The sequence below is a fragment of the Oliverpabstia sp. genome, from assembly GCF_022785585.1.
Lineage (GTDB): Bacteria > Bacillota > Clostridia > Lachnospirales > Lachnospiraceae > Oliverpabstia > Oliverpabstia intestinalis.
Window position 1 is genome coordinate 12855 of sequence record NZ_JALFPR010000047.1, and the last position, 24629, is coordinate 37483.

A 24629-nucleotide genomic window follows, 5' to 3' on the forward strand; every position below is an offset into this window, starting at 1 on the left:
TATGTTTCTCAGATCTCTGTTTTTGAAAAAAGGAAAATGGCGCAGTCTCCTGTTCCATTTTCCTTTCTCTTTGCCTGCCTTCCGGCAGATATTTCTTTTATTCCTGTATCGGAGATTCCTGTGAGTCTTCCTTCACCGGATCCTGTACTTTCTTTTCTTCTGGTGTATCGACGACAGGATCCGCAGTTACTTCTTCCTCCTGCAATGCGGTTTCTGTCATCGGTTCCGCATCCGGTGTTTCCTGTGTTGCTTCCACTGCTGTTTCTGCGGGTTCCGGTTCCTTTCCCTCTGTACCTTCTGCTTCATGGAAAATCTCCATGAATTCTTTTCCGGTGATCGTCTCGCGCTCGATCAGGAATGCGGCTATCTTGTCCAGTGTTTTCCTGTGTTCGCAAAGCATCTGTTTTGCCTGCTCGTAAGACTCTTTCAGCATCTTCATCACTTCGTGATCAATCTCAGTTGCTGTTGCATCGCCACAGTTCAGAGTTGCACGGCCGTTCAGATACTCATGCTCCACACTCGCCAGTCCCATCAGTCCGAACTTTTCAGACATGCCGTACTGGGTGATCATCGCTTTCGCAATCTGCGTAGCTTTTTCAATATCATTAGATGCTCCGGTTGTTACATTCCCGAATACCACTTCTTCTGCAGCACGACCACCAAGAAGACCTACCAGCATCGCTTCCAGCTCCGCTTTGGTATTCAGATATTTTTCTTCTTCCGGTACCTGCATGACATATCCGAGTGCTCCCATGGTCCGCGGTACAATCGTAATCTTCTGCACAGGCTCCGCATCCTTCTGCAGTGCACTTACCAGTGCATGACCCACCTCATGGTAAGAAACGATCCGACGTTCTTCCTGACTGAGAATACGATCCTTCTTTTCTTTACCGACCAGGACAACTTCCACTGCTTCATAGAGATCTTTCTGAGAAACGGCTTTTCTTCCGTTCTTTACAGCAAGAATGGCTGCCTCATTGATCATATTGGCAAGATCAGATCCTACTGCTCCGGAAGTTGCCAGTGCAATCGCATCCAGATCCACGGTTTCATCCAGTGACACATCTTTTGCATGCACTTTCAGGATATTGACACGTCCTTTCAGATCCGGACGTTCCACAATAACCCGACGGTCAAAACGACCCGGACGAAGCAGTGCCGGGTCCAGAATCTCCGGACGATTGGTCGCCGCCAGGATCAGAATACCCTTGGATGAATCAAAACCATCCATCTCCGCAAGCAGCTGGTTCAGTGTCTGTTCCCGTTCATCGTTACCGCCACCATACCGGCTGTCACGGCTTTTACCAATTGCATCAATCTCATCAATAAAAATGATACACGGTGCGTTCTTCTTAGCTTCTTCAAACAAATCACGGACACGGGAAGCACCCACACCGACAAACATCTCCACAAAATCAGACCCTGACAAAGAAAAGAATGGTACATGCGCCTCTCCGGCAACTGCTTTGGCCAACAGAGTTTTTCCTGTTCCCGGAGGTCCTACAAGAAGGGCTCCTTTTGGCAGTTTTGCACCGATTGTCGTGTATTTTCCCGGATTATGCAGGAAATCCACCACTTCCTGCAAGGATTCTTTCGCTTCATCCTCACCGGCTACGTCTTTGAACGTAACACCGGTTTCTTGCTGTACATAGGCTTTGGCTTTGCTTTTTCCAACCCCCATCATTCCGCCGCCTTTGTTCATCTTTCTCATCAACCAGTTCATCAGGATAATCAGGAATACAAAGGGTACCAGCAGACTTAAAATAGTATAGATGATCGATCCGGTTGGGTCTGGCTGGATCTCATTAAAAGTGATCTTATTTCCGGTTTTCTGTTCTGCCTCCAGAAGTCTCGCTGTCAATGTTGTGCTGTCTTCCATCGCAGTGGTAGAATATTCAAATTCCACACCCTCCACTTTCTGTTCCCTTGGAACAATGGTCAGCACACCACTTTGCAGTTCTACTGATTTGACTTCTCCTTTATCCAGCATCTCCAGAAATTTATCATAAGTGATTTCTTTCGATGTGGAACTTTGTAAAATATTGCTGAACACTGTCCAGATCAGCAGGGTTGCCAGTACACAGATCAGCAGCACCAGCAGAGATGATTTATTCTTTGGGCCTCCGGGTCCGCCATTTCCATTCGGTCCCTGTCCGTTCGGCCCCTGATCGTTATAATTATTCGGTCTTTGGTCCATAATTTCCTCCTTTTAATACCTACATTATTATAAAGATTTCTTCCCGATAAATCAACTCTTTTCCCCCTTTCGTCATCGAATTTTCAAATTACTGTTTTTTTTCATTTCTGTATAGCATTTCTCGTCTCTTTTGTAGTATACTAGAGAATGTATTTTTTAACTGTCCGATAGGCGGTGTTTATAAAAGACACAGAACAGTTACGTTATTTTATTTTTTATACAGGAGGACAAGGTTAGATGAAAATCGGATTTGATAATCAAAAATATTTATCCATGCAGTCTGAACACATCCGGGAACGTATCAATCAGTTTGACAACAAACTCTACCTGGAGTTTGGAGGAAAACTTTTTGATGATTATCACGCATCCCGTGTGCTGCCCGGTTTTGCTCCGGACAGCAAACTACAGATGCTGATGCAGCTTTCTGACCAGGCAGAAATCGTTGTTGTTATAAGTGCCGGAGATATCGAAAAAAACAAAGTTCGTGGAGATCTCGGTATCACCTATGATCTGGATGTACTGCGATTGATCGAAGCATTTCGCGGAAAAGGTCTGTATGTGGGAAGCGTTGCGATCACCCAGTACACCGGTCAGAAAAGCGCAGATGCCTTCAAAAAGAAACTGGAGAACTTAGATATCCCGGTATACATTCTTTATTCCATTGACGGATATCCAAATAATGTTTCTCATATTGTCAGCGACGAAGGCTATGGAAAGAATGATTACATCAAAACCACTCGTCCTCTGGTTGTTATCACAGCTCCGGGTCCGGGAAGCGGAAAGATGGCTACCTGCCTGTCTCAGCTGTACCATGAGCAGAAACGTGGTGTTCGTGCCGGTTATGCGAAGTTTGAGACATTCCCGATCTGGAATATCCCGTTGAAGCATCCGGTTAATCTGGCATACGAAGCTGCCACTGCTGATCTGAACGATGTCAATATGATCGACCCTTTCCATCTGGAAGCTTACGGAGAAACTACAGTCAATTACAATCGTGATGTGGAAATCTTCCCGGTACTGGAAGCCATGTTTGAACGGATTTTCGGTGAATGCCCTTACAAATCTCCGACAGACATGGGGGTCAATATGGCTGGAAATTGTATCATCGATGATGAGGTATGCCAGGAGGCTTCCCGTCAGGAGATCATCCGCCGGTATTATCAGGCAAAGGCCGGACTGGTAGATGGTTCCAAAAAAGAAGACGAAGTCTTCAAGCTGGAACTGCTGATGAAGCAGGCACATATCACACCACAGGATCGTAAGGTTGTCAGTGCTGCCCTGAATCGCGCAGAACAGACCGGTGCACCGGCTGCTGCCATGGAATTGCCCGACGGTAAAATCATCACCGGAAAGACCTCTGATCTGCTGGGATCCTCTGCCGCTCTTCTTTTGAACGCACTGAAAGAGCTGGCTGGCATCTCCCATGAAACACATATTCTTTCCCCTGCTGCCATCGAACCGATCCAGATTTTGAAAACTTCTTATCTGGGAAGCCGCAACCCGAGACTGCACACCGATGAGATCCTGATCGCGCTCTCCAGCAGTACTGCTCTGAACCCGGCTGCTCAGAAAGCACTGGAACAGATCCCGAACCTGAAAGGCTGTCAGGTACACACAAGTGTGATGTTGTCTCAGGTTGATATCCAGACCTTCAAACGTCTCGGTATCCAGCTGACCTGCGAACCGATTTACGAACACAAATCAATTCTTCATAATGCATAATTGATTTACAACGCAACGAGATAAAATACGCTTTGCGAATTTGGCTCGTTGCTCGCGTAAATTTAAAAATAGCCCCGGATTTCACGCTGTATGAAATCCGGGGCTATATGTTTTTTATTTATACTTCATTTCCCGTAACTTTCCAGTATCTTCCCGGTTACGGGATACCTGCCGAGCAGCTATTATTTTTCGGTTGCATATCCATCCGGGTTCTGGCTCTGCCATCTCCAGGAATCCTGACACATCTCTTCGATGCCGTACTGAGCTTCCCATCCCAGCTCTTCTTTTGCTTTGGTAGGATCGCAGTAGCACATGGCAATGTCACCTGCACGTCTCGGTTTGATCTGGTATTTTACTTCATGACCGCATGCCTTTTCAAATGCATGAACGACATCCAGTACACTGTAACCATGTCCTGTTCCCAGGTTGTATACACGAACTTCCGGTTTTTCTTCCAGTTTTTTCAATGCTTTTACATGACCTACAGCCAGGTCTACTACATGGATGTAATCACGTACACCGGTTCCGTCCGGAGTATCATAATCATCACCGAAGACTCCCAGACATTCCAGTTTACCGATGGCAACCTGTGCAACATATGGAAGCAGATTGTTCGGGATTCCTTTCGGATCTTCACCGATCATGCCGCTCTTATGAGCACCGATTGGGTTAAAGTAACGAAGCAGGATAACATTCCATTCCGGATCTGAGGTATGCAGGTCAGTGAGGATCTGTTCCAGCATCCATTTTGTCCATCCGTAAGGGTTGGTACAGGTTCCTTTCGGGCATTCTTCAGTGATCGGGATAAATGCCGGATCTCCGTATACAGTTGCAGAAGAACTGAAGATAATATTTTTAACTCCGTGATTTCTCATGGCGTCACACAGATTCAGAGTTCCTGCAATATTATTTTCATAATACTCGATTGGTTTTACTACAGATTCTCCTACCGCTTTCAGTCCGGCAAAATGAATAACTGCGTCTACCTTCTCTTTGTCGAAGATATCGTTCATGGCTTCTTTATCACGAATATCCGCATTATAAAATACTACTTTTTTTCCTGTGATTTCTTCTACTCTCTCCAGAGCTTTCTCACTGGCATTGTACAGATTGTCCACAACAACAACGTCATAACCTGCATTCAGCAGTTCTACGCATGTATGGCTTCCGATATAACCAGCACCACCTGTAACTAAGATTCTCATTTGCTTTTCCCTCCTTAAGGAACTCATTCGAAACTGTTCATTGTCTCAACAGTTCCGTTGATTCTTATGTCTTTCTTAGTTTAGCATTATCCGTTTGAGAATTCAATGTCTTTTACAAATATTTAAAGCCCAAAAGCACATTTATATATGTATTGTCTATTATTGTTACATATCACATTTTCTTTTTCTATGCATTTGTGATACAAATCAGTACACCCACTCCCAACATACCAACAGTTCCCACAGTTGCAAGAATCTGAACGATCAGCCAGCTTTTTTCTCCCGCAATTTTACGAAATGCCTTCCACAAAAGAACCCCTATAACTGCTCCCAGAGTATTATTGATTACATCAGTAATGTCACTTGCTCCCATAGCAAGCAAATACTGCAGTGTTTCTAAAAACAGACTGAATCCTGCCCCGGCGAGGATCACTGTTCCCCCTGCTCTTTCTCGCGCCAACATACCTCCATATATTCCAAATGGTACAAAGATCAATATATTTTCCGCCAGTTCCCTGATGTTCAGATTTCCATTTAGCATCAGGCAATCTCCATAAGGAATCAGATTGATATTTCGCAAATGAGGAAGTGCATCTGGTGATGTGCTGAACTTCAATAGTATAACCCATATCACAAACGCCAGATAAATAAAAAATAATCCACCTGTCCAGTCTTTCCTCTTCATAAAAACCTCCTGTATCTTTCTAAAATATTTTGTAACTGTTTTACAGTTTCTCTGTTACGAGTTTTCCCTGGTTTACAAGGAACTATAGTAACAGCCAAATATTTAGAAAGACACAGGAGGTTTCTTAATTTTCTCTTATTCCATATAATTTTCGTAACTATTCATTCCATTTATAATAGTGGCTGAATAGTTACAAGATTTCCAGAATAGCTTTTTGTAGCGTTGTCATCCTTCCACGATCAAATAGGTTCCGTCCGGCAAAGAGAAGATTTCACTGGCTTCCAGAAGTTCTTCTTTACTCATGCCCTCAACATCCATGCCGCTTTCATCCAGATATTCTTTTACTTCTTTGATGTTTTTTACTACAACAGCCATACATTCTTCAAGAAATTCTTCTGCTTCCTCATAAGTCTCTGCCACAGGTTCATCAAAAAGCTGTCCCTGCTGTTTTAAAAAGGTTTCTACGCACTCCTTGCTGTACATTTTATTTTTCCTCCTGAATCTTCAGTAATTTTTCCGGTCGGTCGATAATTTCATCCGCATGATTCTCTTCCAGTTCTTTTCGCTCCCGAAATCCCCACAGCACTCCAATGGTGTACATCCCTGCCGCTTTTCCGGTCTTCATGTCAGTATTCGTGTCTCCCACATACATGCACTCCGACGGCTCCACCTGTAGTTTTTTCGCAATTTTCCGTGCTCCGGATGGGTCCGGCTTTTTCTTCATCCCCACTTCCAGCCCCTGGATGACTTCAAACGTATCGCTGCCAAACAGTCCGGTCACAGCCAGATATGTCGCTTCATGTGGCTTGTTGGACAATACCGCCAGCTTAACGCCTCTTCGCTTCAGTTCTTTCAGAGTCTCCTTCATCCCGTTAAATACGGTAACTTTATATAATGGATCTCTGGCAAAAATCTCACGGTATAGTCTCTGACCTTCTTCCAGGCGGCTCATATCTGCTCCCGCAGCTTTCATACACCGTTCCATCAGTACATTTCCGCCATCGCCTGCATGATATTTATAGTCCTCTACCGGCTGTGCCGGCGCTCCAAAACGCTCCAGAATCTGATTTGCAACATTTGCAATGGATTCTACCGTATCTGCCAGTGTTCCATCCAGATCAAAAATACAAGCTTTATACATTTCTGTCCTCTTCCTTTCAACCCAATCTGTCATTGCTTTGTTTTATCCGTTTTTTTCAGACAACATTCTCAGATTTCTTACATTATACTTCCTGTCACCGCCTGATGCAAGCGGAAACGCATTACTGTTCACCCTCCACCGTCTGTTCTCTTAAAAATAATCCTTTTCTTTTAACGCAAAATGGATTAGAATAGATATTATGATATGAGAGTACAAAAAAGGAGACTGACGCAAATGAATAAAAAACTTTTAAAAACTCTGACTGGACTGGCCATCGTTGGTACTGCTTTAGGTGCTGCCTTTGCCTATATAAAAAAATGTAAAGAAGTCAATGACCTCGGTGAGGAGGACTTTGATGATCTGTGGGATGGTGAAGAAGAAAACCCGGAAGTCAGCAGCTGCACCCCATGCCGCAGCTACACCACGATTCCTTCAGATTCGCCTGTTCCTGAAGACGAAAAACATATAGAAGAATCTGAAGAAGACGCTTCTGAAAAAGAAACTCCTTCTGACAATTCAGAAGACTGATTGTTCATGTAAGTTAAAAAGCGGAACGACTGCTCCTGTTTCACAGGTCTGCAGCTGTTCCGCTTTTCTTATCTTTTTATTTATTTGGCAGTTTGAAAGAACTCTTAAGAGAAACGATCCGGTTAAATACCAGCGCTCCCTCTTTGGAATCTTTTGCATCCACACAGAAAAATCCGTTTCTTACGAACTGGAAGCTGTCATATGCTTTCGCATCTTTCAGGCTCTTTTCTACATAACAGTTTTTCAGAACCGTCAGAGAGTTCGGGTTCAGGTTCAGGGAACCGTCTTCGTTATAAACACCCTTCTCTTCATCAATGATATTTTCATACAGACGAACCTCTGCCTGCACATTATCCTGTGCGCTTACCCAGTGAATAGTTCCTTTTACTTTTCTTCCGTCCGGCGAATTGCCTCCCTTGGAAGCAGGATCGTACGTACAGTGAACGGCTGTCACGTTGCCATCTTCGTCGGTATCATAACCCACACAGGTTACAAAATAGGCATTCATCAGACGTACTTCGTTGCCCGGGTAAAGACGTTTGTATTTTTTGGGAGGTTCTACCATGAAATCTTCTCTCTCAATGTACAGTTCTTTGCCAAACGGTACTTTTCTGGTTCCCAGAGTTTCATTTTCCATGTTGTTCGGAGCTTCCAGCTCTTCGATCTGACCTTGCGGATAATTGTCAATGATCAGTTTTACCGGATCCAGGATCGCCATCACACGGGAACGTTTCAGTTTCAGATCTTCACGGATGCAATACTCCAGCATAGCATAGTCCACAGAGCTGTTTGCCTTGGACACACCACACAGTTCCACAAACATCTTGATGGATTCCGGTGTAAATCCTCTTCTTCTCAGAGCGGCGATGGATACCAGACGCGGATCATCCCAGCCGTCTACGATACCCTCTTCTACCAAACGTTTGATATAACGTTTTCCGGTTACCACATTGGTCAGGTACAGTTTTGCAAATTCAATCTGCTTTGGCGGATACTGATATTCCAGTTCTCTTACCACCCAGTCATATAACGGACGGTGATCTTCAAATTCCAGCGTACAGATAGAATGAGTAACTCCCTCAATTGCATCCTCGATCGGATGTGCGAAATCGTACATTGGGTAGATGCACCATTTGTCTCCGGTGTTGTGGTGTGTCATATGTGCCACACGGTAGATAACCGGATCTCTCATATTGATGTTCGGAGATGCCATATCGATCTTGGCACGCAGAACTTTTGTTCCATCCTCAAACTCTCCGTTTTTCATCCGTTCAAACAGATCCAGGTTTTCTTCCACGCTTCTGTCACGGTACGGGCTGTTCTTTCCAGGCTCTGTCAGGGTTCCGCGATATTCACGGATCTGCTCTGCTGTCAGATCACATACAAATGCTTTTCCCTTTTTAATCAGTTTAATGGCTGCTTCGTACATCTGGTCAAAATAGTTGGATGCAAAGAACAGACGGTCTTCCCAGTCAGCTCCCAGCCATTTTACATCTGCCTGGATGGACTCCACAAATTCGATCTTTTCTTTGGTCGGGTTGGTATCATCAAACCGCAGGTTGAATTTTCCGTTATATTCCTGAGAAAGACCATAGTTTAACAGAATGGATTTTGCATGTCCGATATGCAGATATCCGTTCGGTTCCGGGGGAAAACGGGTGCAGATTGTCTCGTATTTCCCTTCTGCCAGGTCCTTTTCTATAATCTGTTCAATAAAATTCTTGGAAACTACTTCTTTTTCCATTACACTCCTCCTCAATTCAAAATAATCAATCATTGGTCCATTGAACTAATGATTAATATGTAATGCAACCACGAGAGCGTGTCTGAAACCAGACACGCTCTGATATAGTCTTCATATTACCACATTTTTTTTAAGAATTAAAGGGCTTTTTCTATTGTCTTTCCAGAATCTGCATGAATTCTTCGCCGGTGATGGTTTCATTTTCATACAGGTATTTTGCCAGTTCATGCAGTTTCATAATATTGTCCTGCAGAATCTGCAGTGCTTTCTCGTGCTGCTGTTTTACCAGCTCTACCACTTTCTTGTCGATCAGTGTCTGTGTCTCGAAGGAGCAACTCAGGGAGGAATCACCGCCCAGATACTGGTTGCTGACATTTTCCATCGCCACCATGTCGAACTCATCGCTCATACCGTAACGGGTGATCATACCCCTTGCCAGTTTGGTTGCCTGTTCTATGTCGTTGGAAGCACCGGTTGTGACAGAATGGAAGATCAGTTCCTCCGCGGCGCGTCCACCGGTGAATGTAGCAATCTTATTCTCCAGTTCTTCCTTATTCATCAGATAATGTTCACCGTCTTCCACCTGCATCGTGTAGCCGAGGGCACCGGAAGTTCTGGGAATGATGGTGATCTTGTGTACCGGTGCAGAATTCGTCTGTTTTGCCGCTACCAGTGCATGGCCAATTTCATGATAGGATACGATCAGTTTCTCTTTCTCAGAAAGTACACGGTTCTTCTTCTGATAACCGGCGATAACCACTTCGATACTCTCTTCCATATCTGCCTGTGTGGCAAATCGTCTGCCATCTCTGACCGCACGGAGTGCTGCCTCATTGACAATATTGGCAAGTTCGGCACCGGAAGCACCGGCTGCAGCTTTCGCAATAGCACTGAAGTCTACGTTATCTGCAATCTTGATCTTCTTTGCATGAACCTTCAGGATCTCTTCCCTTCCCTGCAGATCCGGCAGTTCCACCGGGATTCTCCGGTCGAAACGTCCCGGACGAAGCAGTGCAGGATCCAGGGAATCCGGACGGTTGGTTGCTGCCAGAATGACAACACCTTTGGATCCATCAAATCCGTCCATCTCAGTCAGCAGCTGGTTCAGAGTCTGTTCTCTCTCATCATTACCGCCGATATTGCCGTCACGCTTTTTACCAATGGTATCGATCTCGTCGATAAAAACGATACACGGTGCTTTTTCGTTCGCCTGTTTGAACAGGTCACGCACCTTTGCAGCACCCATACCTACGAACATCTCCACAAACTCTGATCCTGAGATGGAAAAAAAAGGTACTTCCGCCTCACCGGCTACCGCTTTGGCCAGTAATGTTTTACCGGTTCCAGGAGGGCCTACAAGCAGGGCTCCTTTCGGCATCTGTGCACCGATATCCTGATAACGTTCCGGATGATGCAGATAATCTACAATCTCTGTCAGCAGTTCCTTTGCCTCATCCTCACCTGCCACATCAGAAAACTTGATACCGGTAGATGATTTTACATAAATCTTTGCATTACTCTTTCCGAACATCATACTGCCCGGACCGCCACCCATGCTCTTTGCCATTTTCTTGGAAAGCCAGTTTCCGATCAACACAAAAATCACAATCGGGATCACCCAGCTGAAAATCAGGGTACCCAACATGGACTGTTTCTGCGGAATCACAGAACCAAACTTTACATTCGCCTGATTCAGCCGATCTACCAGATCAGGGTCATTCATAGTTCCTGTCTTGCAGACCTCTTCCCTGCCGTTTACATTTACTTTATAGTAAATTACAGCATTCTGTTCCTGTACCTCTACTTCAGTTACATTACCGGCACTGACCTGGCTTAAGAACTCGTTATATCCGGTCTCTTTTACACTTCGCTCACTCATCCAAGGCACCAGCAGAAAGTTCAGAGCCAACAGAACGACCAGTGCGATTGCATAATAGAAAATCACAGGCCGTTTCGGCGAATTGTTTTTGACTTCATTCATATCCTTTTTTCTCCTTTCTCATATACTTTATTGTATACCCTGGAAAATGCTTCCTGCAAGAAAACTATCAGAAAATTTTTATAAATTTCTCATAAAATATAACTGGAAATTATCCTCTTTCTGGCATATACTCTTTTATATATTAAGATGTCGGGGTCAAAAGGTATTCTGACCTCTTTGATACCGAATTGTTCCGTACTCTGTACGCTTATAATTCTCATATCATATCACAACAGGAGGAATCTCATGACAGGCAGCGAACGCCGACAGGAACTATTACAACTTTTATCCGGGACACAGACACCAATTTCCGGTGCCTCACTGGCAAAGCATTTTACCGTCAGCCGCCAGGTGATTGTTCAGGATATGGCACTGCTTCGTGCTCAGGGACATGAAGTGCTTTCCACCAATCGCGGGTATCTGATCCAGGCCCCTCTCCGTGTCTCCCGTATTTTCAAAGTTTTTCACACCAGCGAACAGATTGTCGATGAGTTATGCACCATTGTGGATCTCGGCGGCACCGTTGAAGATGTCTTTGTTCATCATAAAATCTACGGCCAGCTTCAGGCACCCTTGCATATTTCATCACGCAGAGACGTACAGATCTTTCTGGAAGAGTTAAATAGCGGCAAATCCACGCCACTGAAAGATGTCACTTCCGATTACCATTATCATACCGTCTCCGCGGACTCCGGCGAAACTCTGGATCTGATCGGACAGGAATTAGGAAAGAAAGGATATCTCTGCCAGTAACTTTCTGGCTGTGATATCCTTTTTTGTCCGTTTTCTATTTTCCCGGTATCTTATTCTCTATTGTCTCTGCTTTTCTCTGTCACAACCTGATACATATACAGTTCGTGCAGTGCTCTCGTTGCACAGATATATTTTGCCTGCCGGATCAGATCGTCCTCCGGCTGTCTTCCCCAGACAGTAAATACCTGATCGAATTCCAGACCCTTCGCAAGATAGAACGTTGTCACCGTAATACCTTTTTTGAACCGGGAACTGTCCTTGTTCATATAGGTAACCTGTTCATCTCCCAGCTCTTTTTTCAGGATTGCTGCCATCTTCCACGCTTCCTGATCGGTTATGGTAAGAACTGCTGCTGTCTCATAACCGTCCGGCTGTACCCGCAGTTCCTTCAGAATCTGTGCGGTAACTTCTTCCTCTGTGATTTTTTTCTCACACACCGGTTTTCCATGGCGTTCAAAAAGTTTAAGATCAGTAATTCCGGCAAGTTCAGCCGCATAAGCAGCGATTTCCACCGTATTCCGATAGCTTTTATCCATCACGATTTTTCGAAGTTTTTTCCCGAGAATCCCCGGTAAAAATGTCAGCACATCCTGCTGTTTTTCATCCATAGTCTGTGCCCGGTCTCCAAGAATCGTCATCTTGCACGGAAAAAGCTGTGACAAAATCTGGTACTGCATCGGCGTATAATCCTGCATCTCATCGATTACCAGATGTTTGACTCCTGCACGTTTTGCGGGCTGTAACAGACGATATTTCAGATACAGCACCGGATAGACATCCTCATAACGCAGCATACGCTTCTCATACCATACCGATGGGAGCGGACGCATCCCGACAGACTCCAGAAAACGGCTGTACAGCACATAGATATCTCTCGTCTCATACATCGCCATGAACTGTTCGTAAAAATACTGCTGTTCTTCCTCGTTCAGATCCCGTCCGGCAAGAGTTTCATAATCATCAACCACATATTCCCGCACTGCATCCATCCGGGACAGTAACGGAATCTCCAGAAACCGGGTATAAAATAGAAGCAGGATCCGGGATGCTTTGATCTCGTAATTTCGATACGTAAAATCCCGGATATCCATCAGACTGTCCTCTAGTTCCATCAGATAACCTTCCATCTGGTTCAGAAAATCCGGAGACTGCTTTTCCCAGTATCTTCCCCGCTCCTTCGGCTGTACCAGGTTCCTTTCAATCATATCATACCGGTCTTCACAGTCCGGCACCACATCTTTGAGTTCCCGGTAAGCAAAGAGATCAAAACTCATTTCCTGAATATTTTCTTCTCCCAGTTCCGGTAAAATATGGGAAATATAATCTGAAAATACACCATTTGGCGATAAGATCAGAATATTCGAGGATTTCAGGTTTTTCCGGTCATGATATAAAAGATACGCAATCCTGTGAAGTGCCACCGAAGTCTTTCCGCTTCCAGCCACTCCCTGGATCACCAGAATCCGATCACTGGTATTTCGGATAATCGCATTTTGCTCTTTCTGGATCGTCCGCACAATATTTTTCAGCTGGACATCTCCATTGGCTCCAAGCTCCGCTTTCAGGATATCATCATCGATCTTCACATCACTCTCAAAGGCATAGATCATTTTCCCGTTTTTGATCTTATACTGCCACTTGGAGACAATTTCTCCATCCATCCGTCCTCCCGGTGCTTCATACCAGGCTTCTCCTTTATCGAAATCATAAAAGAGACCGCTCACCGGGGCACGCCAGTCATATACCAGAGGTGTCTGTCCGGTTCTTTCAGCAAAATTGCCGATACCAATATAAAAACTTTCCGCCGCATCTTCTCCGTCATAACAGAAATCCACTCTGCCAAAGAAAGGGGAATCAAGCATTTTCTGAAACCGGTGTTTCAGATGCATCTGCTGCTGATTTGTATTCAGCTGATTCAACAGAGCCTGCTGATTATCATAATCCTCATATCCGTACTGATCCATCTCCGTATAGTTTTCCCAGTAGTATTCATGCATGTCTTCTACTTCTTTTGCCCCTTCTTCAAGGGACAGATTCAGCTTTGCGATTCGTTCTTTCAGTTTTTCTAGTACCAGGTTTAAGTAAGCAGTTTGGTCTGTCATCGTCCTCTTCCTTTATACAAGAGGCTGTTGTACGGTCTTACCGGCACGCACCACAGCCCCTGTTATTTACATTTCATAACTCTGTTCAGTACCTTCACAGTTACGAGCCAAAATGCATAAAAAATCACCTTCGGTGATGGCATTTTGGCTTGTATGTCTCGGGATTTTGACATATTCATGTCAAAACACCTCGCGGGACAGTGGCTACTGAATAGTTACTACATTTCATAAAATGCTTTGTAGCATTTGGTTGTCTCGTATACATCTGCCTTGGAACTTACTTCATACGGTGCATGCATATTCAGGATCGGTACACCGATATCGATCACATCCATACCGTAAGCTGCCGGAATATAAGCGATAGTTCCACCGCCGCCTGCATCGATTCGTCCCAGTTCTGCTGTCTGGTATTCCACTTTTGCATCATCAAACGCTTTACGTAAGATACCCAGATATTCTGCATTGGCATCATTAGAACCGCTCTTTCCTCTTGCTCCGGTATATTTGCTTATCGCCGCTCCTTTTCCAACGTACGCGGAATTATTCTTTTCAAATACTTCAGCATACAGCGGATCATATCCGGCATTGACATCTGCAGACAGCATTTTTGAGTTTTTCAGAGCGCGGCGCAGTTTCAGTTCAGAGTATTCCCCCTGACTGTTGATCACTTCTGCAACAGTATTTTCCAGAAAATGAGCATGCATACCGGTTGCTCCCACGCTTCCGATCTCTTCTTTATCCACAAACATGCATACTTTTGTCTTTGCAGACGGTTTGCTGTATAAGAATCCCATCAGAGAAGTAAAGGCACAGATTCTGTCATCCTGTCCGTAAGCCATGATCATGCTGCTGTCCAGACCGAAATCCCTTGCTGCTCCTGCAGGCACAACCTCAAGCTCGGCAGATACAAAATCTTTTTCTTCAATGCCATACTGTTCTTTTAACAGCTGTAACACATAAGCTTTGACCGGATTTTCTTCCTTTTCATCTTCTTTTTTATCCATCGGCTGACTGCCCACCAGAAGATCCAGTGCTTCTCCTTCAACGACAACGCTTCCTTTTTTCTCCATCTGTTTTGCGGACAGATGCACCAGAATGTCGGTCACTCCCACAACCGGATCTTCCGGTTTCTCACCTATGTTTATCTGCACGGTTGTTCCGTCTGTTTTTACGATCACACCGTGGATCGCCATCGGAGAAGCTACCCACTGGTATTTTTTGATTCCACCATAATAATGGGTGTCCAGATAAGCCATACCTCCGTTTTCATATAACGGGTTCTGTTTGATGTCCAGACGCGGAGAATCGATGTGGGAACCTATCAGAAGCATACCATTTTCGATATCATCTGTTCCGATTTCCATCATGATTACGGATTTTTTCATATTTTCCGCATAGATTTTATCTCCGGCTTTCAGCTGCTTTCCTTCACGGATCACATCCTCCAGATTTTCAAAACCCTGTTCTTTTGCGATTCTGCAGATATTGCTGCTGCATTCCCGCTCTGTCTTTCCTGCATCCAGAAATTCCCGGTACATCTTTGCCAGTTTCTGGATCTCTTTTTTTTCTGTCTCATGATACTGTCTCATGATTCTTACCCCTTTCTGCTTTGTAACTACTTTGTAACTGTTCAACATCTTCACAGTTACACTACTTTTTGTCTTTGCAGACCATATTAAAAACAGTACCACAAATTTTGCGGTCTGCATAGGTCTTTTTCTTATTTCCACTCGACTTTGCTTCCGGATTTTCCTTTTGTCACCACCAGCTTCTGCTCAATCTGTTCCTTCAGTTCCGTTACATGTGAAATGATTCCCACCAGCCGGCTGCCTCCGGAGAGTCCCTGGAGGATACGGATTGCCTGTTCCCTGGCGTTTTCATCCAGTGAACCAAATCCTTCATCAATAAATAAGGTATCGATATGAACTGCTCCCACAGCCTGTGTGATCACATCCGTCATACCAAGTGCCAGTGCCAGTGCTGCCATGAAGGATTCTCCACCGGAAAGGGTCTTGACATCCCGCACCTTTCCGGTGATCAGACTGTAGACATCCAGATCAAGGCCGGTATTCCCCTGAGTGGAAAGGTTTTCCATACTTCTGCATTTTAGCAGAAACTGTCCGGCAGCCATCCGTTCCAGATGACGATTGGCACATCGGATCATATGCTGAAAATACTGACGCTGCATATACGATTCCAGATCGATCTTTGCCGTGCCGGTAAGGCTCCCGTTGGCAGTGCGACTCAGAGTATTCAGTACCTGATACCGTTTTCGCAGTTCTTCTCTCTCCTTCGTCAGCTGCTGCAGTCTTCGGTTTGCCTGCTGATTCGTCTCTCGTCGGCTGTAAAGCTTTCGGAGTTCTCTCTCCTTCAGCCTCTGCTGTTCTTTTTGTTCTTTCAACTCCTTTTCCGTCTGTTCAAGATCCGGGGCTTCTTTTTCTTTCAGCTGGCTTCTCAGCCATTCCACTTCCTGACAGCTCCGGCGCAACTCCTCTTCGTAGGCATCTATTGCTTTCTGCCTCCGCTCCAGCTCCGCAGGTTTCATGCATGCTTTCTTAAAATCCTCTTCTTTTTCAAAAAGCTGTTCCCTCCGCACCTGTTCATAAGCGTTCTGTTTTTCCTGTTCCTGTTGTTTTAAAGTTTTACACTGTCGCTGTACCTCTTCCAGCTGACCTTTTTTCCTGTTTTCTTCCTGCAGGAATTTTTGCAGACTCCCGGAGACACGATCCAGCTCTTTTTTGGATATCTGAAGCTTTTCTTCTCCGTCTATCAATCGTTTCCGGGCTTTTTCTTCCCAGTCTTCCCAGCGGTTTTTCATCACTTCCAGACTTTCTTCCTCTGTCTGTTCTCTATGTAACAGATGCGTTTGCTGCTCCCGGATGACCGCTATTTCCTGCTGATAGAGGTTTTCTGACTGCTGATACTTCTGTCTTCGGTCTTCCCTGGTATTTTCCGCCTGATTTCGGCGTTCTCTCTCTTTTTCCACCAGTTCCTGGCTCAGATTCTCGGAAACCGGCTCCGCCGGAGCCGGATGATGGAGGGAACCACATACCGGACAGGGATAATTGTCCTGTAGCCCGGAAGCAAGAATCCCTGCCTGTCCGGCAAGATATTCCTGATACAGAGTTTCATAACGTTGGGCCTGCTGCCGGTAAGAAAGGTCTGCTTTCCGGTAACTGTCTGCTGCCTGCTGCCGGTGTATTTCCAGACGCTGTGCTTCTTTCAGATGGCTCTGCAGCTGTCCGTACTGTTCAAGTGCCTGTCGCAGCCGTTCAAGCACCGGCACTTCTTTCTCCTCCAGTTTCTGCACATAACTATTCCAGGTTTTCTCCTTTTCTTTCAGTTTTTCTGTTTCCTCTTTCCGTTCCTCCAGCCACGCTTTCAGCTGTTTTTCCTGCATCTGCATCCGTTCTCTGCTCTCTGCCGTCTCCCGGTAGCCTACATAAACCATTTCTACTTTTGCCGCCCGCTTTGCGGCACCGATCCGTTCCTTTTCCTGTTCCTTTTCTTCTCTTTTCTCTTCCAGCACACGAATCTGTTTTTCCAGCTGCGTAAGTTTTGAAAAACTCTCTGCTCTCTCTTTTTCCACACTGTAGCGCTGATTCAGTTTTTCCAGCGCCGCAGTTGTTTTTTTCATTTCTTTCCGGCTCTGTTCATACTGCAATTTATCTTCTTCCAGCATGCGCTCTGCAAAAGCAAGCACAGCCTCAAGATCCGGTTCTTTCTGTCCTGTCCGGAGCAGTTCCTCCTTTTCCTGAACCGTGCTTTCCGAAACTTCCAGCTGTTCTATCTCCCGCAGACAGGACTTTCTGTTATCCTCCAGCTCACCGTAACACCGTTTGTTCCTGTTTTTCAGTTCCTCCTGCACCCGTCCGAAGATTCTTGTATCAAAGATCCGGGAGAAAATTTCTTTTCGCTCATCGGACTTTGCCAGCAGCAGCCGCAGAAAATCTCCCTGTGCGATCATCGCGATCTGCATAAACTGCCTGGCATCCACACCGAGGATTTCCACCAGTTTCCGGTTAACTTCCTGTCTGTTTCCCGGATACAGACTGCCATCCGGCTGATACAGCTCCACGCTGCCCCGCTCCTTTGTCATCGTCCTTCCACCGTCTTTGTTCTCTGTGACGTCCACCTGTCATTTCTTCGCCTTTCCCCAGACGAAGAAAGCTTCCCAGTTCAATTTCTCTGGCGCAAAATGCCAGTGTCGGCTCACATACCAGGCTTGCACGCAGTCTGGTCAGTTCTCCCTCCGGCATCTGTGGAAACTGTGCAAATAAATGTTCACTGCTTACCAGTTCCAGCACTGCATCTCCTAAAAACTCCAGCCGTTCATTACATTCGATCCGGTTCATCTTATGTTCATTGGCATAGGAGCTGTGACGCAATGCCTTTTCCAGAAGTTCCGGATTCTGAAAATGATATCCTATCCTTTTTTCCAGTTCCTTTAATTCTCTCATATTTTCTCCCGATTTTATTTTTCACATATCACCTTCGGTGATTGTATATTGCCCTGTGACTGTTTCCTGTTCTGTCAGAAAACAGTTTACTCCACAACTCTCTGAATCAGATCTATCGCATCCGCCACCGTCACGATTTTTTCTGCTTCTTCCTGTGGAATCTCAATATCAAAAGCATCCTCTACTCCCAGAATAATCTGATACAGATCCAGAGAATCTGCTCCCAGATCCTCGGTAAAGGTGGTCCCCGGCATCACTTCCGAAGCATCCACATTCAGTACTTCCGCAATTATCTGCTGTAATTTTTCCAGTTCCATCTCTAATTATCCCCCTTATTATCCTGCTTCATATTCTCCTGAATCTTTCCGCAGATATCTTCTTTTGAAAATGTAATACACTGAATCAGTGAATTTTTGATCTCATTGGCTTTCGAACTTCCGTGAGCCTTGACTACCAGCCCTTTCAAACCAAGCAGAGGTGCTCCACCGTACTCGCTGGCATCAAAACTTTTGAGTGTTTCTTTTAATGCCGGTTTTACCAGAAGAGCTCCGATCTTACTGCGCAGAGTGCTCATCATCCCTGCTTTTACCTTGGAAATCAAAGTGGCTCCTACACCCTCGTACAGTTTCAGGATTACATTTCCCACGAATGCCTCACAGACTACGACATCACAGACTCCTTTCGGAATATCTCTGGCTTCCACATTTCCGATAAAGTTAATGTCTTTGCACTCTTTTAACAACGGATAGGTTTCCTTCACCAGTGCATTCCCTTTTTCTTCTTCTGCACCGATATTGACCAGACCTACCTTCGGGTTTTTCACTCCCATCACATATTCCATATAAATAGAACCCATGCGCGCAAACTGTACCAGATGAGAAGAACGGGCATCCACATTGGCACCACAGTCGATCAGCAGGGAAACACCGGTTGCTGTCGGAATCAGTGGAGCCAGAGGAGCGCGTTCCACGCCTTTGCTTTTTCCTACCAGGACCTGTCCGCCTACCAGTACAGCTCCTGTACTGCCACAGGATACAAAAGCAGAAGCTTCTTTACTTCTTACCATTCGCAGTGCCTTTACCAGAGAGGAGTCTTTCTTTTTCTGAATAGCGTGTACCGGCGGTTCTCCGGTTTCAATGATCTCAGATGCATGAACAACTTCCAGACGTTCCTTCGGATACGTATATTTATCCAGTTCTTTTTTCAGAACATCCTCCTGACCTACCAGATATACATACAGTTCAGGTTTCTCCCGCAGTGCTTCGACCACTCCTTTTACCGGTTCCTGTGGCGCATAATCGCCACCCATAGCGTCCACGGCCACTTTAATATATTCGCTCATATTTCATCCTCTTTTCCCATAAACCTGTCATATCTCTGTTCCTTTTTCTCATAGAACAAGTAACGTATAACTATCTATATGATACTAGACATTGTGTAAAAAAGCAATGAAAATGTACATAAAAGGGACTTGCCTTTCCTGACAAGTCCCCTGTTTTTCCTGTTATAAGATTTCCTTTTCTGCTACTGCATCACACCGTCAGATCCCAGATGATAACCGTCTACATCCGTATCATGTGCCATTGCACCGTTTTCCTGGAAATAATACCACTTATCTCCTTCCTGATACCAACCGGTACGGATATATCCGTTCTCGTCAAATACATACCACTGACCGTCAATTTCCTGCCAGCAGCTGGTTGGATAAGTTCCGTCCGCATTCTGATACCACCAGTTTCCATCGGTCTGCTGCCAGCTTCCGGAAGCTACTTCTTCTGTAGTCTCTTCTGTAGTCTCTTCCTGTGTATCCCCGGTTTCTTCCGGTGCTGCTTCCTGCTCAGTGATAGTAACACATTTGGTTCCGCTGGCTGTCAGCTGAACTCCGTCACCTACTGTATTGGTTACTACTACATAATAGTAAATTGTTCCGGACTCAGTGGTCGGCGGTGTATAGGTTGCTTCTGTTGCACCGTCAATAGCTGTTCCACCTCCATTGGAATCCACATTGTTCCGATACCACTGATAGCTTAACGTTCCTTCGGATACTGTGGCTTCCACAGTCAGCGCATCTGCAGTCGCATGCAGATCGTATGTAACCGGATCTCCCATCTCAGAAGTGATCTGTGGTTTTTCCACACTGTCATCAATATTTGCTGCATTCAGATCCACAGTAACTTCCTCTTTTTTTGTGTCTTCACTGTTATTTCCTACCAGGATACCGATTGTATCTTTTGCTGAGCAGGCAGTCATAAGCGGCATACAACAGAGTGCTATGCCTGCAAGCAATCCCCTTTTTAATCTCATATTATCTACTCCTTTTATTTTGAAATTGTTACAATTTCTTTTCATTCCTGTGTTGTATTGTAACATTTTCATAATTATATGTCAACTGAAAGGCTTCCCCTCTTCCTTACAGCTGAGCAGTTACAAAAATGTCGTAGATCGCACGGATCGCAGTCTCAAAATCACGGTTTTCCACACCGATGATAATATTCAGTTCACTGGATCCCTGATCGATCATCTTTACATTGACATGATTATGTGCCAGTGCTGAAAAGATTCTTCCTGCTGTACCTCTGTTTCTTCGCATACCTCTTCCAACGACCGCGATCAATGCCAGATCTGCTTCCAGATCGATGGCATCCGGCGCTACCGCACGGTGAAGACCTGAGATAATGTTCTGTTCCTTTTCTTCGAATTCACTCTGATGTACATACACAGTCAGTGTGTCAATGCCGGAAGGCATATGTTCAAAGGACAGCCCGTTATCCTCAAATACCTGAAGAACTTTTCTGCCAAATCCGATTTCAGAGTTCATCATATCTTTCTCGATATTAATAGAAGCAAATCCTTTTCTTCCCGCAATACCTGTGATCGTATAGGCCGGTTTGTAGCAGGTGCTTTCCACAATAACCGTACCTTTATCCTGTGGGCGGTTGGTGTTGCGGATATTGATCGGGATACCTTCCTGACGAAGCGGGAAAATAGCATCTTCGTGCAGTACAGTGGCTCCCATATAAGCCAGTTCCCGGAGTTCTTTGTATGTAATTGTCTCAATGACGGCCGGATTGTCTACGATACGCGGATCTGTTACCAGCATACCGGAAACATCGGTCCAGTTTTCATACAGATCTGCATGGATCGCTTTTGCAACGATAGATCCCGTTACATCAGAACCTCCACGGGAAAATGTCTTCACACTTCCATCATGGAGAGATCCATAAAATCCCGGGATTACTGCATGATCGATTCCTTCCAGTCTTTCTTCCAGCTTTTTATAAGTCATCTCACCGTCCAGATTTCCGTTATCTTCAAAGAAAATACATTCTGCAGGATCCACAAATGTGTAACCCAGATAATTTGCCATCACGATACCGTTCAGGAATTCTCCTCTGGATGCTGCATAGTCACTTCCTGCCTGCGCAATGAAGTTTTTCTCAATCTCTGCAAACTGTTCATCCAGTTTCAGATCCAGTCCCAGTCCGTCAATAATTTCCTGGTATCTCGCCTGGATTTTTTTGATCTTTCCTGCAATCTTTTCACCTTTTTCAGCTGCCCGATAACATTCATAGAGCATGTCGGTTACTTTGATATCTCCATCAAAACGCTTTCCCGGTGCTGACGGAACCACATAACGTCTGGATTCATCTGAACGGATGATATCACCTACTTTTTTAAACTGTTCCGCACTGGCAAGAGAGCTGCCACCAAACTTCACTACTTTTTTCATGTTTTCCTCCTCTGTGCATAACTGTACATATGCGGTTTTTCATTTTCTCCTATTATAGATTTCTCATTTTCATATGTCAATAATAATGTCTTGCTCCGGATAGCACAAAAATCATGCTCTCGCATGATTTTTGTATAAAAACAATATACTGACTGATTTATTTTTCCATCTCACCCTCACGGTATTTTTCAATCTGCTCATAGTTGCTTGCAAGAGCACCCGTTCCGCTTGCACCCTTTGGTCCGAAACGAAATACAAATTTCAGAAGGATTGGCGTTATGATAGTCGTGATCACAACTACAATAACCACAGGTCCCAGGAATGAAGATCCCATCAGTCCGAGAGCTGATCCTTTATCAGCAACGATCAGTGCAACCTCACCTCGGGAGATCATACCGACACCGATACGGGCACACTGGTAATTCTTATATCCACACACTTTTGCACCCAGTCCGCAGCCCAGCACTTTCGTCAGTACTGCGACGATTACCAGAACAACCGTAAATCCCACAACTTCTCCGTTCATAGCCGGAAGTACAACTTTGATACCGATACTTGCAAAAAACAGCGGTGAAAGAAGCATATAAGAAATCGTGTCGAATTTGGATGCCAGCCACTGTGTTCTCTGTGTCTTGGATACTACCAGACCTGCCACGAAAGCACCTGTGATATCTGCCACACCGAAGAATACTTCTGCGCAATATGACAGCAACAGACAGAATACAAATACCATGATTGCATGGCGATGCAGTGGTCTGTTTGTCAGTTCTTCCCATTTTTTGTAACCATAATAGAATGCCACACCTGCAATCAGCGCAAATGCAAAGAAACCTACGATTTTTAACAGTACCATACCGAGGCTTACGGAAGAGTCTGCCATACTGGTAACAATTGTCAGTGCAATAATACCCAGAATGTCATCGATAATTGCGGCTCCCAGGATCGCATTACCGGAATGAGTTTTTAATTTTCCCATCTCTTTCAGCGTTTCCACACTGATACTTACAGACGTTGCCGTCAGGATAACACCGATAAAAATATTCTGTAAAAACGCACTGGCTCCCGCATCAGAATCGATAATTCCGGGCTTGTTAAAGAAATATGCCACGGCAAACCCGCCTGCCAGAGGTACCAGAACACCCAGCAATGCGATCACAAACGAGGCTTTTCCGCTCTTCTTTAACTCGTCGATATCCGTCTCCATACCTGCACAGAACATCAGAACCACAACTCCGATCTCCGCAGCATCATGAATAAAAGTGGTCTCATGGAGAATATTAAGACAGGCCGGTCCCATCAGTAGACCTGCCAGCAATGCCCCTACCACCTGTGGCATATTGTAACGACGTGTTACCAGTCCGAGGATCTTCGTAGTAAGCAGGATCAATGCCAGATCCAGTAAAAAATTGTACGTTGTTTCCATGTTTTTTCCTCCCTGTGTTTTGCGGTTCCCATCTTCAGGTCAGAACCGCACTGTTGCCTACTATAGCATTTTTACAGCGGAAAGACAATATTTTTTTAATAAAATTTTAATATTTTTCTTACCGCTCAATGGAGGTTTTCCAGTTCTTTCATTCGTTTTCTCCGGCGCAGACGTTCACCGCTTTTATTATATACAAAGAACGATTCCACCAACAGTTTATTAAAGGGACCCAGCTTGTCTTTGGTTGTTTTATCGTACCGGGTTCCGCCACAGGTAATATAGGAAACACTTTTTACATATTTGATCAGATCCGATTCACAGCGGATATTATCCGGCAGTTTGGTGTACGCCATTCCGATACATTCCAGTCTGTGGGCATCGCTTCCCCCAAATCCGGGTTTATGATACTTTCTTGCCAGTTTTCTGGCCTTTTCGTTCACTTCTTCTGATTCGCAGGCATTGAAAACTTCCACAAAGTCAAACTGTTCCATCAGACTTTTCAGACGTTCTTCGTGAAACTTCTTTCTCGCCTGGGTTTTGATCAGACTGAGGTATTTTTCTCCGTATGGATGCGCCGGTCCGACAATTCCTCCGTATTTGTGTACCACCATGATCAGAATCTGAGCCGGCAGACCGCGCAGTTCAAGAAGTTTCAGCTTCACTCCCTCCGGCATGATCACAAGCATATGTCCACAGTCGATCGTATCATATTCCACACCTTTTAACACCACGAAATCTGTATGATTCTTTCCTTTGATGGAATCTCTCCATTCCCGGTAACCGTCATAAGAGTTGTGATCGGACACCAGCATCCCGCCGAATCCCTTTTCTTTCAGTTTTTTGATATATTCTTCGATCATGACTTTTCCATCCATGGAACCCTCTTTGGTATGGCAATGCATATCGAACTTCATATACCCTCACCCCTTTTCGTACAGTTTTCATAACGACCTATCTT

At 45.0% G+C, this 24629-nt stretch carries 19 protein-coding genes and 1 pseudogene; 3 read left to right on the plus strand and 17 right to left on the minus strand.

Going from position 1 to position 24629, the window contains the following annotated elements:
* Positions 1 to 97: 97 nt before the first annotated feature.
* Positions 98 to 2197, minus strand: coding sequence for an ATP-dependent zinc metalloprotease FtsH (gene ftsH, locus MSA64_RS02955; protein WP_287890469.1), 2100 nt, complete (start codon positions 2195 to 2197; stop codon positions 98 to 100).
* Between the two features lie 237 nt (positions 2198 to 2434).
* Between ftsH (MSA64_RS02955) and MSA64_RS02960 the strand changes: the two genes are divergently transcribed.
* Positions 2435 to 3919 carry a DUF1846 domain-containing protein gene (locus MSA64_RS02960; protein WP_270622970.1) on the plus strand — a complete coding sequence of 495 codons (1485 nt, stop codon included), beginning with the start codon at positions 2435 to 2437 and terminating at the stop codon, positions 3917 to 3919.
* Positions 3920 to 4101: 182 nt separating this feature from the next.
* Here the strand turns inward: MSA64_RS02960 and galE are convergent, their stop codons facing one another.
* The 4 genes from galE to MSA64_RS02980 all read right to left on the minus strand — a co-directional run bounded on the left by galE (position 4102) and on the right by MSA64_RS02980 (position 6950).
* The gene (galE, locus tag MSA64_RS02965) at positions 4102 to 5124 is read right to left on the minus strand and encodes a UDP-glucose 4-epimerase GalE (protein ID WP_106491098.1); all 1023 of its coding nucleotides are present in this window, start codon (positions 5122 to 5124) and stop codon (positions 4102 to 4104) included.
* A gap of 187 nt (positions 5125 to 5311) precedes the next feature.
* Positions 5312 to 5809, minus strand: a complete 498-nt coding sequence (locus MSA64_RS02970; RefSeq protein WP_287890473.1) for a VanZ family protein — start codon at positions 5807 to 5809, stop codon at positions 5312 to 5314.
* Between the two features lie 225 nt (positions 5810 to 6034).
* Complete coding sequence (locus MSA64_RS02975) at positions 6035 to 6292, minus strand: hypothetical protein (RefSeq protein ID WP_022171655.1); 258 nt, start codon at positions 6290 to 6292, stop codon at positions 6035 to 6037.
* A gap of 1 nt (position 6293) precedes the next feature.
* A complete protein-coding gene (locus MSA64_RS02980) occupies positions 6294 to 6950 on the minus strand; it encodes an HAD family hydrolase (protein ID WP_287890475.1) in 657 nt (218 codons plus the stop codon).
* Positions 6951 to 7184: 234 nt separating this feature from the next.
* Between MSA64_RS02980 and MSA64_RS02985 the strand changes: the two genes are divergently transcribed.
* Entirely contained in the window at positions 7185 to 7478 is a 294-nt protein-coding gene (locus tag MSA64_RS02985) for a hypothetical protein (RefSeq protein WP_117525089.1), read from the plus strand.
* Between the two features lie 76 nt (positions 7479 to 7554).
* Here the strand turns inward: MSA64_RS02985 and MSA64_RS02990 are convergent, their stop codons facing one another.
* Entirely contained in the window at positions 7555 to 9222 is a 1668-nt protein-coding gene (locus tag MSA64_RS02990) for a glutamine--tRNA ligase/YqeY domain fusion protein (RefSeq protein WP_287890477.1), read from the minus strand.
* A 151-nt stretch (positions 9223 to 9373) separates the two neighbouring features.
* Positions 9374 to 11203, minus strand: coding sequence for an ATP-dependent zinc metalloprotease FtsH (gene ftsH, locus MSA64_RS02995; RefSeq protein ID WP_154431354.1), 1830 nt, complete (start codon positions 11201 to 11203; stop codon positions 9374 to 9376).
* Between the two features lie 246 nt (positions 11204 to 11449).
* Here ftsH (MSA64_RS02995) and MSA64_RS03000 point away from each other — a divergent pair, with 246 nt between their 5' ends.
* Positions 11450 to 11956, plus strand: a complete 507-nt coding sequence (locus MSA64_RS03000) for a transcription repressor NadR (protein WP_287890480.1) — start codon at positions 11450 to 11452, stop codon at positions 11954 to 11956.
* A gap of 50 nt (positions 11957 to 12006) precedes the next feature.
* Here MSA64_RS03000 and MSA64_RS03005 read toward each other — a convergent pair whose 3' ends face one another.
* The 10 genes and pseudogenes from MSA64_RS03005 to MSA64_RS03050 form a co-directional block, all read right to left on the minus strand.
* Complete coding sequence (locus tag MSA64_RS03005; RefSeq protein ID WP_154431352.1) at positions 12007 to 14058, minus strand: HelD family protein; 2052 nt, start codon at positions 14056 to 14058, stop codon at positions 12007 to 12009.
* A 218-nt stretch (positions 14059 to 14276) separates the two neighbouring features.
* Positions 14277 to 15647 (minus strand): aminopeptidase, encoded by a 1371-nt coding sequence (locus tag MSA64_RS03010; RefSeq protein WP_287890483.1) that lies wholly within the window; start codon positions 15645 to 15647, stop codon positions 14277 to 14279.
* A gap of 131 nt (positions 15648 to 15778) precedes the next feature.
* A complete protein-coding gene (locus MSA64_RS03015; RefSeq protein ID WP_287890485.1) occupies positions 15779 to 18157 on the minus strand; it encodes an AAA family ATPase in 2379 nt (792 codons plus the stop codon).
* Between the two features lie 19 nt (positions 18158 to 18176).
* Positions 18177 to 18518, minus strand: a pseudogene (locus tag MSA64_RS03020) (ribonuclease III family protein); the annotation flags it as partial.
* A gap of 86 nt (positions 18519 to 18604) precedes the next feature.
* Positions 18605 to 18835 (minus strand): acyl carrier protein, encoded by a 231-nt coding sequence (gene acpP / locus MSA64_RS03025; RefSeq protein ID WP_022170908.1) that lies wholly within the window; start codon positions 18833 to 18835, stop codon positions 18605 to 18607.
* Positions 18836 to 18837: 2 nt separating this feature from the next.
* The gene (plsX, locus tag MSA64_RS03030) at positions 18838 to 19860 is read right to left on the minus strand and encodes a phosphate acyltransferase PlsX (protein ID WP_022170909.1); all 1023 of its coding nucleotides are present in this window, start codon (positions 19858 to 19860) and stop codon (positions 18838 to 18840) included.
* 182 nt (positions 19861 to 20042) lie between these two features.
* Complete coding sequence (locus MSA64_RS03035) at positions 20043 to 20822, minus strand: hypothetical protein (RefSeq protein WP_158557426.1); 780 nt, start codon at positions 20820 to 20822, stop codon at positions 20043 to 20045.
* A 106-nt stretch (positions 20823 to 20928) separates the two neighbouring features.
* Entirely contained in the window at positions 20929 to 22248 is a 1320-nt protein-coding gene (locus MSA64_RS03040; protein ID WP_022170911.1) for an aspartate kinase, read from the minus strand.
* A 157-nt stretch (positions 22249 to 22405) separates the two neighbouring features.
* Positions 22406 to 23671 (minus strand): cation:proton antiporter, encoded by a 1266-nt coding sequence (locus tag MSA64_RS03045; RefSeq protein ID WP_154432392.1) that lies wholly within the window; start codon positions 23669 to 23671, stop codon positions 22406 to 22408.
* A gap of 125 nt (positions 23672 to 23796) precedes the next feature.
* Entirely contained in the window at positions 23797 to 24585 is a 789-nt protein-coding gene (locus MSA64_RS03050; RefSeq protein ID WP_022170913.1) for a PHP domain-containing protein, read from the minus strand.
* Positions 24586 to 24629: the final 44 nt, after the last annotated feature.

Bases quoted from the DNA above. Each gene is read 5' to 3' on its own strand.
- MSA64_RS03015 (WP_287890485.1), bottom strand. From the start codon at position 18,157: ATGACAAAGGAGCGGGGCAGCGTGGAGCTGTATCAGCCGGATGGCAGT.
- MSA64_RS03045 (WP_154432392.1), bottom strand. From the start codon at position 23,671: ATGGAAACAACGTACAATTTTTTACTGGATCTGGCATTGATCCTGCTT.
- MSA64_RS03040 (WP_022170911.1), bottom strand. From the start codon at position 22,248: ATGAAAAAAGTAGTGAAGTTTGGTGGCAGCTCTCTTGCCAGTGCGGAA.
- ftsH (WP_287890469.1), bottom strand. From the start codon at position 2,197: ATGGACCAAAGACCGAATAATTATAACGATCAGGGGCCGAACGGACAG.
- MSA64_RS03050 (WP_022170913.1), bottom strand. From the start codon at position 24,585: ATGAAGTTCGATATGCATTGCCATACCAAAGAGGGTTCCATGGATGGA.
- MSA64_RS02975 (WP_022171655.1), bottom strand. From the start codon at position 6,292: ATGTACAGCAAGGAGTGCGTAGAAACCTTTTTAAAACAGCAGGGACAG.
- MSA64_RS02985 (WP_117525089.1), top strand. From the start codon at position 7,185: ATGAATAAAAAACTTTTAAAAACTCTGACTGGACTGGCCATCGTTGGT.
- galE (WP_106491098.1), bottom strand. From the start codon at position 5,124: ATGAGAATCTTAGTTACAGGTGGTGCTGGTTATATCGGAAGCCATACA.
- MSA64_RS02960 (WP_270622970.1), top strand. From the start codon at position 2,435: ATGAAAATCGGATTTGATAATCAAAAATATTTATCCATGCAGTCTGAA.
- MSA64_RS03005 (WP_154431352.1), bottom strand. From the start codon at position 14,058: ATGACAGACCAAACTGCTTACTTAAACCTGGTACTAGAAAAACTGAAA.
- ftsH (WP_154431354.1), bottom strand. From the start codon at position 11,203: ATGAATGAAGTCAAAAACAATTCGCCGAAACGGCCTGTGATTTTCTAT.
- MSA64_RS02990 (WP_287890477.1), bottom strand. From the start codon at position 9,222: ATGGAAAAAGAAGTAGTTTCCAAGAATTTTATTGAACAGATTATAGAA.
- MSA64_RS03035 (WP_158557426.1), bottom strand. From the start codon at position 20,822: ATGAGATTAAAAAGGGGATTGCTTGCAGGCATAGCACTCTGTTGTATG.
- acpP (WP_022170908.1), bottom strand. From the start codon at position 18,835: ATGGAACTGGAAAAATTACAGCAGATAATTGCGGAAGTACTGAATGTG.
- MSA64_RS03010 (WP_287890483.1), bottom strand. From the start codon at position 15,647: ATGAGACAGTATCATGAGACAGAAAAAAAAGAGATCCAGAAACTGGCA.
- MSA64_RS02980 (WP_287890475.1), bottom strand. From the start codon at position 6,950: ATGTATAAAGCTTGTATTTTTGATCTGGATGGAACACTGGCAGATACG.
- MSA64_RS03000 (WP_287890480.1), top strand. From the start codon at position 11,450: ATGACAGGCAGCGAACGCCGACAGGAACTATTACAACTTTTATCCGGG.
- plsX (WP_022170909.1), bottom strand. From the start codon at position 19,860: ATGAGCGAATATATTAAAGTGGCCGTGGACGCTATGGGTGGCGATTAT.
- MSA64_RS02970 (WP_287890473.1), bottom strand. From the start codon at position 5,809: ATGAAGAGGAAAGACTGGACAGGTGGATTATTTTTTATTTATCTGGCG.